Below are 13159 nucleotides of genomic sequence, written 5' to 3' on the forward strand. Positions count from 1 at the left end.
TGGCGATCGCTATTCGAGTGCTAGCACTTACCACCAGTTGGGAATTGTTGCCCAACTGTTGCGCCAATACGACCAGGCACGGGATTATTATCAACAAACTCTGGAAATCAAAATCGAATTTGGCGATCGCTATTCGACTGCTAACACTTACCACCAGTTGGGAATTGTTGCCCAAGAGTTGCGCCAATACGACCAGGCACGGGATTATTATCAACAAGCCCTGGAAATCAAAATCGAATTTGGCGATCGCTATTCGAGTGCTAGCACTTACGGACAATTAGGATTGCTTGCACAAACGCAAGAGAATTACGCAGAAGCTAGGGCTAATTTGCAGACAGCGTTGGAGATATATGTTGAGTATCAGGATAAATATATGGCTACGGTGACGCGGGAGATTTTAGAGGGTTTACCGGAGTAGGGGAAATATGAGTGATAGTTTTATAGTGCAATTAATCTTAACTTTCCTGACGTGAATCTTCTTGGGGAGGATGCCAACCAGCACGAACCCATAACCGACGAGATTTTTGAATAAATCCATTGCCATTACGTTCATCATTCATATCAAGCCGATTACAAGTTGCCCTACCGATAGGGGTTATACCAACAATTTTTACACAATCGAGCGACCAAATAAAATGTTCAGACCACTTTTGCTTTCGAGGATTAAATAAATTGACTTCTTGTTTTGTTTCTGGATCGATACCTGATATGAAATTATAACGACGCTCGTTACAGCGACGACAACATAAAGCTAAATTTTCAACTTCATCCGAACCCCCCAGAGATTGTGGAATAAGATGGTCTACAGTGAAGCGGTCTGTGTTTATAAATTCTGGGGATTGGCAATATTTGCACAGGTATTTTGCTCTTTCTGCAACGATTTCTCGGATGTAATTGGAGACCATGTAGATTCAGAAGCTAAAACCGAATTAGCATAAGTAAAAATTTGCGCTAATTCAGATATACCATCTAACTCTGCTTTTTCTTCGGTTGTAATTAATCCCAATTTACTTTTTTCTAAAAGCTCATCCGAACGAGATTGTAATTCGTCGGTAAATTTAAAAATATTGAGATTATTGACTTTTTCCAATTTTATTCCCGTTTCTAACCAATATGAAGGTTCAATCATCAATTTGGGAGTCGTCATAGGTTGGAATATGGAATGCAACTTCTATATTTTAGCTTTTGTACCCAAACATGCGATCGCATTTGGGTTTTGTGGGGAAGGGCGATCGCGTTTGCTTGATTGGTTTGGGAAGGAATAGATGTTCTACCTCTTTCGACAATCCAAATTGCCTCAGCTAATGTAGTTGCGGGGGTAATCAGTTGAGAATCAGGATTAGAGAGAATCGTTTTAGCATTTGCACCCAAACGGGAATTTCCTTCAAGGAACCAAATTAGTGCATGAGTATCGATGACATACTTCATAAATTACTTATGACCAGTCTAAGCTATCTTCTTTATCTCTGTGAAATTCAGTAATTTTAAAATCCTCTTCCGTAGACTGATTCTTGCCAGAAAACATACCAAACTGTATTATCTGGGTTTGTTTTCGGGTTGTCTCTGACTCTAAAAATGTGACAATAACTCGGCTTTCTAATACATCTAATGGTAATTCGACAAGTTCGATTTTGCCGTGTTTGTAAACACCTTCAACTGATTTCAACATTGCTTTTCACCAAATTCTCCACTTATATATGTAATTAAATTATAAATGCGATCGCGTTTTGGAGTTTTGAGATGGCGATCGCTCTAAGTTTTTCTTGCTTGTCAACTTTCATCTTTATAAATATTTTTACGATGTCCGACTTCCACAACATTCACTACTAGAAGATCGTCGAAGATATCATAGATAACGCGATAGTCACCTACTCTAATTCTATAAGCATTTTCTTTCCCTTTTAGCTTTTTAACCCCATTCGGACGTGGTTCTGTAGCTAAATCATCAATTTTAATTTGTATACGTTCTTGAAGTTCTGACGGTATTTTTTTAAGTTGCTTCAATGCACCCCTCAATATTTCAACTTTATAACTCACGCAACTTACTTTTTGATTCCTCTTTTTAGTTCTTTTTTAGCTTCTTCCCATGATAATGAATTATTAATATTGGCTTCTTCTTTGGCTTTGTCGTAGGCTTTTAAATCTTCCTCTTCTTCTTCTGCTTCGATTGTTTGAAGTAGTGCGTAAATTTCATCTAAAGTACTATCATAAGCTTGATTTAACAGGATGTTAATCTCTTTAATTAATTGTTCGCGTTCCTGTTCACTTTTCATTTTTAGACCTCTTGTATTGCAAATATATGTTTATAAAACTTTCACTCTGGTAGTCCAAATTTTGCCCTAACTTCCTGTACGGAAATTACTTTACCAGCTTGACTCTCAGCAAGTCCAGCTTCCACAACTTGCCTAACATAAATCTCATACATGAGGTCATCCCATGTTGAGTTAGCAGGTAATTTATCAATTAGCTTTCGAGCTTCTTCTTTAATATTGAGCTTTTCCATAGAGATTACAGATAACTTGCTTTTTTATATTGTAGGCTCAACTCACGAGTTGGGGAAATGTATACTTTGTAAAGCTTACAGTAGGAATCGCGTTTGGTTTTGTGGAGGTGCGTTAGCGAAGCTGTCCGCAGGAATCGCGCTTGCTTGATTGGTTTGGGAGAGCGATTGCGTTTGCTTGATTGTTTTGGGAGAGCGATCACTCTCCAGTTATCCTTAAAAGTTACAATGAGTATGGTATTTACAGGAAAGGCAGAAATGACTGCAAAAGACAAAATTCACGCTGAAATTGATAGCCTTAACGAAGAATATCTAGATGAACTATATCTTTTAATCCAAGATTTTGCCCAATCTAAACAACATCTAAAAAAAACCGAGTTTCATGTCAAAATTGAAACAAATAAAGATAAATGCTTCAGAGGATTTCGCTAGCAATCTTGATTCTTATCTAGCTGGGGATGAGGGTGATAAATGAAATCAATTCGCAATTCGCAATTTGCAATTCGGAATTCGCAATTAAACTAAGCCACCCACGAGGGGTGAGGTTTCTACCTACCTTGAGAGACAAGGATTTTTTCGCCCACCAGGGGCGAGGTTTTCAACCCTTACTTTTTTCATAAAATCTTTGTTGATACGTTATTTGTGGGGGAAATGTATACTTGATAAAGCTTACAGTAGGAATCGCATTTGTGTTTGTGGAAGTGCGTTAGCGAAGCTGTCCGCAGGAATCGCAACTCTAATATTCAAGATAATGTTTGTAAAATTGCTTCAATTTGAGGCTTAAGGTTTGGTAATTCCCGTTCAATAACCAACCAAACAACATCTAAATCGATTTCAAAATAATTATGAGTTAAAATGTTTCGCATCCCAATCATTTGCGACCAAGGAACATCTGGATTTGCCTCACGAATATCGGCAGATAATACACGTGATGCTTCTCCAATAATTTGTAGGTGTTGAATAAACCAAGTTTGAATTAGTTCGTTGTCTTCAAAAGCTTTGCGACCTTGAACTGCATATTTGTTGATACGTTCGATAGCTTCTAAAATATCGCGCAGCTTTTCACTATTATCCCTCACAACGGAACTGCCTCATTTAATACTCGCTCTCGAATGCGCGATCGCAATCCCTTCTCTGTGACGACATCGACTTCACAACCAAGTATTTCTTGTAACTCCATCAATAATCCACCCAAATCAAAAAGGCTACGTCCTGTCTCCATTTCAACTAAAAAATCAACATCGCTGTTAACATCAGCTTCACGACGGGCTACTGAGCCAAAAATTCTGATATTATATGCTCCGTATTTTGCCGCAATTTGCAAAATTTCTTCCCGTTTGGCTCCCAATATCTCATAGATATTCATAACTCAATACAAATATGTAAACTCAATACAAATATAGGATTCCTATTTGATTTTTGAACAAAACTCAGTACACCTTTATTCCTTCTTCCCAATCCCCAGTCCCTAGTCTCTACGAGTAATTCTCCGAATCAAATCGGATTGCTATATGTAAGCAAATTATAAATGCGATCGCCCGTAGTTGATTACAAGTTGAGTGCGATCGCGCAGCTTAACGAAGTTATTTCCCTGGTTGCAAATAAACCTCAAGTAGTGGCAAATGTCAAGCGATCATTCCCTTTTCGACGTTATATCATGTCTGCATAATTAGTTTTGCACCCCACCCCTTAATCCCCTCCCCGCAAGCGGGGAGACAAAGCGTAGCTTTGGCGGGGTGGGGTTCTTCGGGTTTAGTAATCAAGCGGACATAATATTATCTGTGCCAGTGCGAATCTCGTCGAGATTTTCCGGGAGAAATCCACCTGCTTGCATTTCCCATAATCTGTGGTAAGCACCGCCGAGTGCTAGTAGTTTGTCGTGGGAACCATCTTCGATAATGCGACCTTTGTCGAACACCAGAATCCGATCTAGATGGACGATGGTAGATAGGCGATGAGCTACCACGATCACCGTTTTCCCATTCATGGCTAAGTCGAGGGTATCTTGGATTGCTTTTTCGGTGATTGAATCGAGGCTAGAGGTGGCTTCATCCAAGATCAGAATCGGCGCATCTTTGAGGATTACCCGCGCAATCACAATCCGTTGTCTCTGTCCTCCAGATAACTTGACACCACGTTCGCCCACCAGAGAATTGTAACCATCCTGACTTTGGATGATGAAATCGTGAGCATGAGCTTTTCGTGAAGCCTCTATTACTTCCTCATCGGTTGCATCCAAGCGTCCGTAACGAATATTTTCTAGCAAAGTGCGATGAAACAGAGACGGATCTTGGGGAATTAAGCTGATTTGAGCGTGTAAGGCATCCTGAGTCATGTCTCGAATATCGATCCCATCAATAATAATCTGTCCAGATTGGGGGTCGAATAAACGCAGAATCAGATTGACAAAGGTGGATTTTCCAGAGCCGGACAAGCCCACCAGTCCGACACGCTGTCCCGCTTGGATGGTGACACAAAGGTTGTTGAAAACTCTCTTCTCTTCTGTGTAGTTGAAATTCACCCGCCGAAACTCAATCTTACCTTGGGTGATGGAGTGGGCGATCGCTTTCTCACGATCAATCAACTCGTGCGGTTGAATGATGACAAAGACACCATTGGCAACATTACCGACATGTTCAAAAAATTCCAGAAAGCGGCGGCTCAAATTACGCGCTTCACTGATGATCAACAGCGACAGGCTAGTTGCGACAACAAAGTCAGCAGTAGCAATCTTTCCTTGACTCCAAAGAGAGAGTGAGTAATACAGAGTGCTGATTTTCAGAATCGCTGCTGAGATGAACTGAAACCAGCGAATTCGCTCCGAATACCAATTAGATTTTCTTACCTGTTTGATTTCGCGCCCTAATTGCTCATTCAAATAGCGTCGTTCAAAACCCAAGCGGGCAAACAATCGGCTACTAGTGAGATTTGTGACCGCATCTACGATGATGCCAGTTGTCTCACTTCTGGCGGCTGCGGCTTTCCGGGAGTAAAATCGGCAGCGAGTTGCCAGCCAGAACGAAATACAGATGAAGAGAACTGCCCATATTCCCACAAGTGCAGCTAGCGGAGGATAGGCGTGATACAGTATCGTTGTGGCGACGGTATACACAACAATTACTGGCATAAATTCAGTAATCATCATTTGCATCGTCTGGGTAACACCTAGAGAAGTTTCACCAATTCGATGTGCCAATGCCCCAGAAAAACTACTGCTTAAGTAGCGATGCGAATGGTGCTGTAAGTAGGCATATAGCGATCGCACAATATGCTGTCGGTGGATCGGATGGAGAATCGTCTGCAAGAGTCCAGCCGATCGCCCGAATACCACTTCACCCACACTCAAGCCGATGAATAACATTAGGGGTTGCTTCATGGCATCAAAAATAGGCTTGCTGTCGCCCGTCGAGCGCGTCACGCCCCGAATTATCTCGCCAATAGCATAAGGCAACATAATGCCACAGGTTGCGTGTATTACCTCCAGAATCACCATTAACACATACCACCATCGGAACTGGTTAACGAAATAGCAAATGAACCTGAATGGAGTTGATGGCAAATCTGGTGCATCACCAGCACGTTGAAAGGATTTTGTCATTTGTCATTTGTCATTTGTCATTTGTCATTTGTCATTTGTTATTCGCCACTTTCCCAATCCCTAACGAAGAGAATCTCCCCTTCGGTATTCGGCGGTTATGTCGTCTAACTTTTGTTTCAAATTGTCGTCAAGTTTTAGTTCTACCGCCTTGAGGTTGTCAGCAAGTTGTTCTGGACGGCTAGCGCCAATGATGGGGGCAGTGATAATGGGATTAGACAAAACCCAAGCTACCGCCAAGGTGGTGAGGGAATATCCAGCCAGATCCGCTACTGTGCGTAAATCTTCGACAGTATTAAATTCGCGATCGCGCCAGTAGCGTTCTTGATAACGTTCTGCGGCAGCACCTAGCGTAAAACGTGTACCTGACGTGGGGCCTTGAGTAAAATTGTGTTTACCCGTAAGTAGACCGCCTGCCAAAGGATTGTAGGAAATTACACCCAGTCCTTCTTCTTTGGCAAGGGGCAATAGTTCTCGCTCAATTTCGCGGAATAATAGGTTGTAGCGGGGCTGAATTGAGATGAACTTGGTTAAATTGCGCGTCTCGGCACGACCCAAGGCGCGGGCGAGTCGGTAGGCTAAGAAGTTGGAAACCCCGATATAGCGCACCTTGCCAGCACGAACCACTGCATCCAGGGCTTCTAGAGTTTCATCAAGGGGAGTTGAAGCATCGTCGGAGTGCAACTGATACAGGTCGATATAATCGGTTCCCAGCCGCCGCAGAGAAGCATCGATCGCATCCAAAATATGTTTCCGGGAAGCCCCCCGATCCCAAGGTGCAGGGCCAACTCGACCGACGCACTTGGTAGCCAAGATAAAATGTTCGCGTTTGCCTTTGATCCAGCGCCCAACGATTTCTTCAGTGCGTCCTGCAGTAGTAAGCCCGCCGCCAAGGGGATAAACGTCGGCTGTATCTAAAAAGTTGATCCCACCATCGGCGGCGGTGTCAAGGATATGTCTGGAAGTTTCTTCGTCAGTCTGTAAACCAAAGGTCATAGTACCGAGACAGAGGCGCGAAACGGTCAATCCAGTTTTACCGAGATTAGTAGTTGGTAAGGTCATAAAGATGTTGTTAATTGAGAAAGTGTGGAAATTTTTAAATAGAATGCAACGTGCGTTCTGCCCCACTTCTCTACGAGACGCTACGCGAACGCTAACGCAAAACTAAAACCCTATGCGATATATAAACTCTGAGTACCAACGTTGTTTGAGATACCGACTTGTCTCTGCTCGCACCCCCAAATTGTAATGGGTGATAGCGTATCCTCTTGACTCAGCATTGCGGCACACTCTACCTGTCCAACCCAGAAACTCTGGATCGCCTGTGCCATTGACAAAGGATTCACCAATAAAACAAATTCTGATTTCTTTGCGAGAATCTGACATAAGTCAACTGAATTTCGCCGAAAAAGTTCGGTTTTTACTTGAGAAGAAGCATTATGTTCATGATTCTAGAAGATATTAATATAGCGGTTCTCGGTTGAGTAGGTACTGAACCCCACCCCCAACCCCCTCCCCGCTATTTCGTGGAGGGGGCTATGATGTACCTCACTATGATTAGGAAACGCTATATATTTTTATGTTAGGCAGGACTTCGGCGTGAGCGCTTGGACGCAAGCCACAAGTACAAGTAAGAGTCTGGTGTCTTTCTTCCCCCTTGCTAAGAGCTCCCTGCTCCCCTGCTTCTTTTCACCTCAAGCGACTACAGAAATTTCACGACGGTTCTGTGAAATTAGCCACTGTTGTAACTTCGGATCGCCGTATACCTCATCTGCAATAAAATGATCGCCTGCCGCTAGCACTGTCAAATCAACTTTTCCCCCGACTTTGCGTAAGCGCTCAACAAAATACTCTGTATCCTCAATCGGCAGATTTTTGTCCTGTCCACCTTGAAATATCTGAACGGGAATGTTTTTGAGTGCAGCTAGTTCGCTTTCTGCTAATGTTTTGGGTACACGTCCAGACACAGGTACCAGACCAGCGAAGCGATCGGGATGTAAAGCAGCGAGATGCCAGATACCCGCCGAGCCTAAGCTGAACCCAGCCAATATCACCCGCCCTGGATCGACAGGCTGAGAAACGATCAGTTCATCAAGCAAAGTAAGCACATCATCTGCTCGATCTGCCCAAGTCTGTTCAGCCAGAATCTGGGGTGCAGCAAAGACATAAGGTAAGGAGTCGGATAAATCTACGAAACGAGGTAGACCCCATTTCAGTAGCAGATTCAAATCCGTCCCGCGATCGCGTCCTCCGTGTAGAAAAAGTACTAAGGGTGCAGGTTTGTTGGCATTGTCAGAAACAGGCGAGAAAAGATAAGGCAAAAAACCATTGTTGGTGTCATGAGAGCGTTGTTCAACAGGCATTGTTGTGACTCCTAATTGATTTGGGGATTGGGTACAAGAGGCAGGGGGGCAGAGGAGAAAAACATTACTGCAACTTCTTTTCTGCTCCCTCATCTTGCCTTTTACCATACTCAGTACTGAGTGCTGAGTACTGAGTAAGAGAAAAAGTACTCAGCAGTTTCGCACTTGGGTTTTTGCCCTGCCCCTGGTGGGCGGAATCTTGTAATTGGGAGAAGGTTGATACCCCGCATATTGTGGGCGGTCTTTTTACTCAGCACGGGCTAAACGCCCCGCTTCCGCTAACAGCACTTTCAACTCAGCACTCTTCATCCTACTCAGCACTAAGTTTTAAGTCCTGAGCGAATTAAGAAGTACTCAATACTCAGCACTCGGAACTCAACACTCTTCATGCCACCACTAAACTCTTGTCTACTTGTTTGAATTCGGTGTTACCTACTTTGGATTCGATCGCTGTACCCTTGAAGAATTCCGGGTTAGCTTGGGTGTAAAACTTGTAGGGATTAGCAAATACATAGGATTTGAAGTCAGCTTCGGTCAGGACGCCTTCTTGTACGAGATCCCAGCTTTCAGCCAAGGGTGAAGTCAAGTCTGGCACATCCCAGTGACCAACATCAGATGAATAGATGGCGTTGATCTTGACTCCCAAGGGATTGGCTTTGTCATTGAATGCTGTAGCGATGGTGCGATCGTCAGACTCAGAACCAAAGAAGAAACTATTCACCCAGCGATCGCGGATGTCTTCTATTGTTTCAATACCTGCTGCGGCAAAATCGTCCAATTCGCTACCAATCGGTGCACGGCTATGACGGTTGAATGAAGCTCCCAGTACAGTCTTGGTCAATTCGTCTTTATCGAGAGAATGCCCTTGAGTAATTTCTGCACCGTAGCGCTCAAATATTTCAAACAACTCATCGGCATTTGTCAACGCTGGATTGTAGTTTTGCAGCGCCTTGATATTGCGCTTAGAGAACCGATCTACCAAATGAATGTAGACGCGAGCACCCCAATCTGCGCCACCTTCCAGCATCGCTACGCGCAACTGCGGAAAACGCTTGGTAACACCGCCGAAGAACAACGCTTTCGCAAATGCTTCCGAACCATCCGCAAAGTGACCGATATGGTTGTTCATGTAGTTACTAATGGAGGAGCGACCAGTCCAGCCCTGACTGCCGTAATGGGTGGTGACGGGTACGCCAAGTTCCACAACTTTGGCCCAGAAGGGATCGTAGTCGTATTCGCTATCTAGTCCGTAGAAGTCGATATAAGAAGCGTACTTGGCAATTTCGGGGAATTTATCGGCTGGATATTTATCAGCGATCGCTTTGATTGGCCGTTTCACACCGCCAGTGATATTAATTACCTTTAAGCCCAGTGTTTTCACAGCAAACTCTAACTCCTCAATGCCTTCTTGGGGAGTAGTTAATGGGATACCAGCTACTGGTGTCAAGCGATCGCTATATTTCCGGTAAATATCAGCATGATAGTGATTGACCGCACGTTGCAATGCTTGACGATTCTCTGCACTCGCTCCAGCTGGTGCTAAAACATTATTGGGAAACAGCACCGAGTAGTCCGATCCTTGCTCTGCCTGACGCTCATAGAGGAGTCCGGGGAGGGTGTAAGTAGCGAGATCCAATGTATTTTTAGTAACTCTCGCCCACCAAGGCGATCGGATTGTCCGATTGTATTGACGTTCTTCAGGAGTTTGTTGATACCAGTCTTTGCCGTTGCTCTTGGAGTTGAGACGCGAGGCTTCAGTCTTACGTAACTCATCTACAAGTTTAACACCGCCGTACTTAGCGATGTAATCCTCAAAAGCTGGCGTGAAATCATTGGTGTGAACGTCGGTGTCGATTACTGGATAATCAAGGGTTGCTCTGATTGCAGCAGAGCGTGAGGTCTTCAATCGGCTATATTCAGTCATATTTTTTTCCTTACCCACGGCACAAAAATTACAGGTTTTTTCAGCATCCAATGCTGCTATTGACAAATACATTTCCCGTAGAGACGGCGATTTATCGCGTCTCTCTACAATTTTCAAATTCCGTAAGGCGGCGATCTACAGAAGGTACAGTTTAAAAGGTATGTCTTAAGCATCCGTGAAAAATTCATTTACGCTACATATAGGACTCATATTTGATTGCGTGAAAAAAACTCAGTACATTTTTATTCCTTCTTAAGAGTTCCCAGTCCCCATTACCCCTTATCCCCTTCAGGGGCCCCACCTTCCCCAGTCCCTAGTCTCTACAAGTAATTCTCCGAATCAAATCGGATTGCTATATAAGCACAGTGCAGATATGAAAAGTCATTTACACCAACACCAATCTTTCATCTAGTTGTTTAGCAACAAAACGATTGGTCGGACGAGGCAATCCCAGGTTTTCACGCAAGGTACTGCCTTCGTATTCAGTACGAAACAGTCCGCGTTTTTGGAGGACAGGAACGACTAGGTTAACAAAGTCATCTAATCCTGTGGGAAGGATTGGCGGCATGATATTAAAGCCATCTGCTGCACCGTTGTTGAACCATTCTTCTAGCTGGTCGGCAATGGTTTCAGGAGTACCGAGTATGGTGCGATGTCCTCGTGCAGTAGCAAGAGAGAGATACAACTGACGCAGTGTGAGAGTGCCACGAGTAGCTAAATCTTTGACTAGTTTGAGACGACTTTTGTTAGTGTTGGTGTCGCTGGGTAATTCGGGAGCTACATCATCTAAAGAATATTTCGACAAATCCACACCTTTGTAATAGTTCTTTAAAATACCCCAAGCGACATCGGGATGGATTAACGATTGCAGGAATTCGTATTTCTCTTGAGCTTCTGATTCGGTACGGCCAATGATTGGGAAAGCACCAGGCATAATTTTGAGATCGTCTGGCGATCGCCCATATTGTGCTAGCCTACCTTTGATGTCAGCATAAAATTCCTGAGCATCAGCTAAGGTTTGATTAGCAGTGAAAATCGCTTCGGCAGTGCGTGCGGCTAAGTCACGTCCCGATTCCGAGGCTCCAGCCTGAACAATCACTGGATAACCTTGGGGCGGACGACCAACATTTAAAGGGCCTTTGACAGAGAAATATTTGCCCTTGTGGTTCAATGTATGTAGTTTATCAGGGTCGAAATAGACACCAGATTCTTTGTCACGGATGAAAGCATCGTCTTCCCAACTATCCCATAGACCTTTCACCACTTCCACAAACTCTTCAGCTCGTTCATAACGCTGGCTGTGTTCCGGGTGATGCTCAAGTCCGAAATTACGTGCAGCATTCTCATTGCCTGTTGTGACTACATTCCATCCGGCCCGGCCCTTACTCAAGTAGTCTAGGGAAGCAAACTTACGTGCCAAGGTGTAGGGTTCTTCATAAGTAGTCGAAGCGGTGGAAATGAAACCGATGTTTTGGGTTACAGAGGATAAGGCCGAGAAAAGAGTGACAGGCTCAAAATGGGCGATTTTACCATTGCGATGCTGAGTTTCTGGAGCGCCGCCCCAGACTCCTGGACTGTCTGCTAAGAAAACTGCATCAAATAAGCCGCGTTCGGCAGTTTGGGTAATTTCTTTGTAATGCTCGAAATTCAGTCCAGCATCTGCTTGTGAATCGGGGTGTCGCCAAGCAGAAACATGGTGTCCGGTAGCTTGAATGAATGCACCTAAACGAATTTTGCGTATTATACTCATACTTTTTTCTTTTCTTAAAATTGCCTTAGCAGTAGTTCTATGGTTGATATCGCTGATTTGTATATAGCTGAATGGCACGAAGAAAAACTGAAACCTCGCCTTTGTCAGGGTGTAGGGGGTAGGGTGTTGGGTGTAGTACTAAGAGACTTTGCATTTGAGAGTGTGAAACCTAGCTTTACTCTTCTTAATTCCCTACACCCCAAAAGCAGGAATCTCAAGGGTCAGCACTTTTATTCGTGCCATTGGTACATGGGGGGGGAGCCAGTACTAAATGTAATCATGGAATGCTCTCTAGTAACTAAGCTTACCGTTCAGTTACCTAATAATTGCTCAAAAATCAAATAACCGATTTGTAAGCAAGTTTAATAGCACAGCAGAATTAGGGATGCTGCTGCTTGGTGCTCGAATTACCATAAATTTATCAAGTAATTTTACCCAGCAGATATGAGCCTACACGATCAATACAAAAAAAGATGTGCTGGCAAACACAATCTTATGAAATACTAATTATTAGCTTTTCAAACATTAAGTATTACAAAGTATTTATTTACGGAGTATATAGTTAATGTATAATGCCCAAAGCTTGTTAGACAAATACTCTAGGTTCGCTTGACCTCTCCCCACGACTAGAAACTGCGGGTTTTCACTCTGGCAATTGTTCACTGGTTTCAAGATTCTGTTTCATAGCAGCACCGATGGCATGAACAGTTGGCTCTGTACTTTGTAGCAAAGCATCTGCAACATTACTCTGGTCAAAATGACTGCGATTTTGGCTAAGTTTGTATTTCCCTTCCAACCGCGTGATAGTCATCTCAAAACCAATAATGCCGTTCATCATTCCCTCACGAAAGTTATCGGATAAGCTATGCCATTGAGATTTATACTCAGAGCCATAGGTGTCAATCATGTCCTCAATCATCTTATCCATCAATTCCGGTGAATCACCAAGGGTAATAATTTGAGGCACACCATAGCGCGGATTTCTCACAAAATCTGAAAAAATGGGATCAAAAACTGCGACAATGTA

The 13159-nt window shown here is 43.6% G+C and carries 19 protein-coding genes; 3 read left to right on the top strand and 16 right to left on the bottom strand.

Annotated features, from left to right (window positions below):
- A partial coding sequence (locus RMY63_RS38600) for a tetratricopeptide repeat protein (RefSeq protein WP_322733727.1) occupies positions 1 to 418 on the top strand: 418 nt, incomplete at its 5' end.
- Positions 419 to 455: 37 nt separating this feature from the next.
- Here the strand turns inward: RMY63_RS38600 and RMY63_RS38605 are convergent.
- From RMY63_RS38605 to RMY63_RS38635, 7 genes are all read right to left on the bottom strand, one after another.
- On the bottom strand, positions 456 to 905 hold the full coding sequence (locus RMY63_RS38605) for an HNH endonuclease signature motif containing protein (protein ID WP_322733728.1): 450 nt from the start codon (positions 903 to 905) through the stop codon (positions 456 to 458).
- On the bottom strand, positions 824 to 1147 hold the full coding sequence (locus RMY63_RS38610) for a hypothetical protein (protein WP_322733729.1): 324 nt from the start codon (positions 1145 to 1147) through the stop codon (positions 824 to 826). The genes RMY63_RS38605 and RMY63_RS38610 overlap by 82 nt, the downstream gene beginning before the upstream one ends.
- The gene (locus RMY63_RS38615; RefSeq protein WP_322733730.1) at positions 1144 to 1428 is read right to left on the bottom strand and encodes a type II toxin-antitoxin system VapC family toxin; all 285 of its coding nucleotides are present in this window, start codon (positions 1426 to 1428) and stop codon (positions 1144 to 1146) included. The genes RMY63_RS38610 and RMY63_RS38615 overlap by 4 nt, the downstream gene beginning before the upstream one ends.
- Before the next feature lie 7 nt (positions 1429 to 1435).
- The gene (locus RMY63_RS38620; protein WP_322733731.1) at positions 1436 to 1669 is read right to left on the bottom strand and encodes a hypothetical protein; all 234 of its coding nucleotides are present in this window, start codon (positions 1667 to 1669) and stop codon (positions 1436 to 1438) included.
- Positions 1670 to 1770: 101 nt separating this feature from the next.
- Positions 1771 to 2037 (bottom strand): type II toxin-antitoxin system RelE/ParE family toxin, encoded by a 267-nt coding sequence (locus tag RMY63_RS38625; RefSeq protein ID WP_322733732.1) that lies wholly within the window; start codon positions 2035 to 2037, stop codon positions 1771 to 1773.
- Between the two features lie 5 nt (positions 2038 to 2042).
- On the bottom strand, positions 2043 to 2273 hold the full coding sequence (locus tag RMY63_RS38630; protein ID WP_322733733.1) for a hypothetical protein: 231 nt from the start codon (positions 2271 to 2273) through the stop codon (positions 2043 to 2045).
- 41 nt (positions 2274 to 2314) lie between these two features.
- Positions 2315 to 2503, bottom strand: a complete 189-nt coding sequence (locus tag RMY63_RS38635; RefSeq protein WP_094347334.1) for a hypothetical protein — start codon at positions 2501 to 2503, stop codon at positions 2315 to 2317.
- Positions 2504 to 2758: 255 nt separating this feature from the next.
- Here RMY63_RS38635 and RMY63_RS38640 point away from each other — a divergent pair, with 255 nt between their 5' ends.
- Entirely contained in the window at positions 2759 to 2932 is a 174-nt protein-coding gene (locus RMY63_RS38640; RefSeq protein WP_322733734.1) for a hypothetical protein, read from the top strand.
- Between the two features lie 311 nt (positions 2933 to 3243).
- On the opposite strand, the gene RMY63_RS38645 is transcribed toward RMY63_RS38640, so the two are convergent.
- On the bottom strand, positions 3244 to 3579 hold the full coding sequence (locus tag RMY63_RS38645; protein WP_322733735.1) for a DUF86 domain-containing protein: 336 nt from the start codon (positions 3577 to 3579) through the stop codon (positions 3244 to 3246).
- Positions 3576 to 3866 (bottom strand): nucleotidyltransferase family protein, encoded by a 291-nt coding sequence (locus RMY63_RS38650; RefSeq protein ID WP_322733736.1) that lies wholly within the window; start codon positions 3864 to 3866, stop codon positions 3576 to 3578. Before RMY63_RS38650 ends, RMY63_RS38645 begins: the two co-directional genes overlap by 4 nt.
- Before the next feature lie 162 nt (positions 3867 to 4028).
- Between RMY63_RS38650 and RMY63_RS38655 the strand changes: the two genes are divergently transcribed.
- Complete coding sequence (locus tag RMY63_RS38655) at positions 4029 to 4169, top strand: hypothetical protein (protein WP_322733737.1); 141 nt, start codon at positions 4029 to 4031, stop codon at positions 4167 to 4169.
- Positions 4170 to 4259: 90 nt separating this feature from the next.
- On the opposite strand, the gene RMY63_RS38660 is transcribed toward RMY63_RS38655, so the two are convergent.
- The 7 genes from RMY63_RS38660 to RMY63_RS38690 form a co-directional block, all read right to left on the bottom strand.
- Positions 4260 to 6098: an ABC transporter ATP-binding protein gene (locus tag RMY63_RS38660; protein WP_322733738.1), complete on the bottom strand. Its 1839-nt coding sequence runs from the start codon at positions 6096 to 6098 to the stop codon at positions 4260 to 4262.
- A 60-nt stretch (positions 6099 to 6158) separates the two neighbouring features.
- Positions 6159 to 7157 (bottom strand): aldo/keto reductase, encoded by a 999-nt coding sequence (locus tag RMY63_RS38665; protein WP_322733739.1) that lies wholly within the window; start codon positions 7155 to 7157, stop codon positions 6159 to 6161.
- A gap of 102 nt (positions 7158 to 7259) precedes the next feature.
- Complete coding sequence (locus RMY63_RS38670) at positions 7260 to 7481, bottom strand: hypothetical protein (RefSeq protein WP_322733740.1); 222 nt, start codon at positions 7479 to 7481, stop codon at positions 7260 to 7262.
- A 308-nt stretch (positions 7482 to 7789) separates the two neighbouring features.
- Positions 7790 to 8458, bottom strand: coding sequence for a dienelactone hydrolase family protein (locus RMY63_RS38675; RefSeq protein WP_322733741.1), 669 nt, complete (start codon positions 8456 to 8458; stop codon positions 7790 to 7792).
- A gap of 385 nt (positions 8459 to 8843) precedes the next feature.
- A complete protein-coding gene (locus tag RMY63_RS38680) occupies positions 8844 to 10382 on the bottom strand; it encodes an amidohydrolase family protein (RefSeq protein WP_322733742.1) in 1539 nt (512 codons plus the stop codon).
- Between the two features lie 385 nt (positions 10383 to 10767).
- Positions 10768 to 12132 carry an LLM class flavin-dependent oxidoreductase gene (locus RMY63_RS38685; protein ID WP_322733743.1) on the bottom strand — a complete coding sequence of 455 codons (1365 nt, stop codon included), beginning with the start codon at positions 12130 to 12132 and terminating at the stop codon, positions 10768 to 10770.
- Between the two features lie 643 nt (positions 12133 to 12775).
- Positions 12776 to 13159 (bottom strand): FMN-binding negative transcriptional regulator (locus RMY63_RS38690; protein ID WP_322733744.1); only part of this gene is annotated, 384 nt, incomplete at its 5' end.

Source organism: Nostoc sp. ChiQUE01b (assembly GCF_034531255.1).
Taxonomy (GTDB): domain Bacteria; phylum Cyanobacteriota; class Cyanobacteriia; order Cyanobacteriales; family Nostocaceae; genus Nostoc.

Coding starts and splice junctions, on each gene's coding strand:
- RMY63_RS38670 (WP_322733740.1), bottom strand. CDS start 7,481: ATGTCAGATTCTCGCAAAGAAATCAGAATTTGTTTTATTGGTGAATCC.
- RMY63_RS38650 (WP_322733736.1), bottom strand. CDS start 3,866: ATGAATATCTATGAGATATTGGGAGCCAAACGGGAAGAAATTTTGCAA.
- RMY63_RS38680 (WP_322733742.1), bottom strand. CDS start 10,382: ATGACTGAATATAGCCGATTGAAGACCTCACGCTCTGCTGCAATCAGA.
- RMY63_RS38610 (WP_322733729.1), bottom strand. CDS start 1,147: ATGACGACTCCCAAATTGATGATTGAACCTTCATATTGGTTAGAAACG.
- RMY63_RS38605 (WP_322733728.1), bottom strand. CDS start 905: ATGGTCTCCAATTACATCCGAGAAATCGTTGCAGAAAGAGCAAAATAC.
- RMY63_RS38675 (WP_322733741.1), bottom strand. CDS start 8,458: ATGCCTGTTGAACAACGCTCTCATGACACCAACAATGGTTTTTTGCCT.
- RMY63_RS38640 (WP_322733734.1), top strand. CDS start 2,759: ATGACTGCAAAAGACAAAATTCACGCTGAAATTGATAGCCTTAACGAA.
- RMY63_RS38635 (WP_094347334.1), bottom strand. CDS start 2,503: ATGGAAAAGCTCAATATTAAAGAAGAAGCTCGAAAGCTAATTGATAAA.
- RMY63_RS38685 (WP_322733743.1), bottom strand. CDS start 12,132: ATGAGTATAATACGCAAAATTCGTTTAGGTGCATTCATTCAAGCTACC.
- RMY63_RS38620 (WP_322733731.1), bottom strand. CDS start 1,669: ATGTTGAAATCAGTTGAAGGTGTTTACAAACACGGCAAAATCGAACTT.
- RMY63_RS38665 (WP_322733739.1), bottom strand. CDS start 7,157: ATGACCTTACCAACTACTAATCTCGGTAAAACTGGATTGACCGTTTCG.
- RMY63_RS38660 (WP_322733738.1), bottom strand. CDS start 6,098: ATGACAAAATCCTTTCAACGTGCTGGTGATGCACCAGATTTGCCATCA.
- RMY63_RS38655 (WP_322733737.1), top strand. CDS start 4,029: ATGCGATCGCCCGTAGTTGATTACAAGTTGAGTGCGATCGCGCAGCTT.
- RMY63_RS38630 (WP_322733733.1), bottom strand. CDS start 2,273: ATGAAAAGTGAACAGGAACGCGAACAATTAATTAAAGAGATTAACATC.
- RMY63_RS38615 (WP_322733730.1), bottom strand. CDS start 1,428: ATGAAGTATGTCATCGATACTCATGCACTAATTTGGTTCCTTGAAGGA.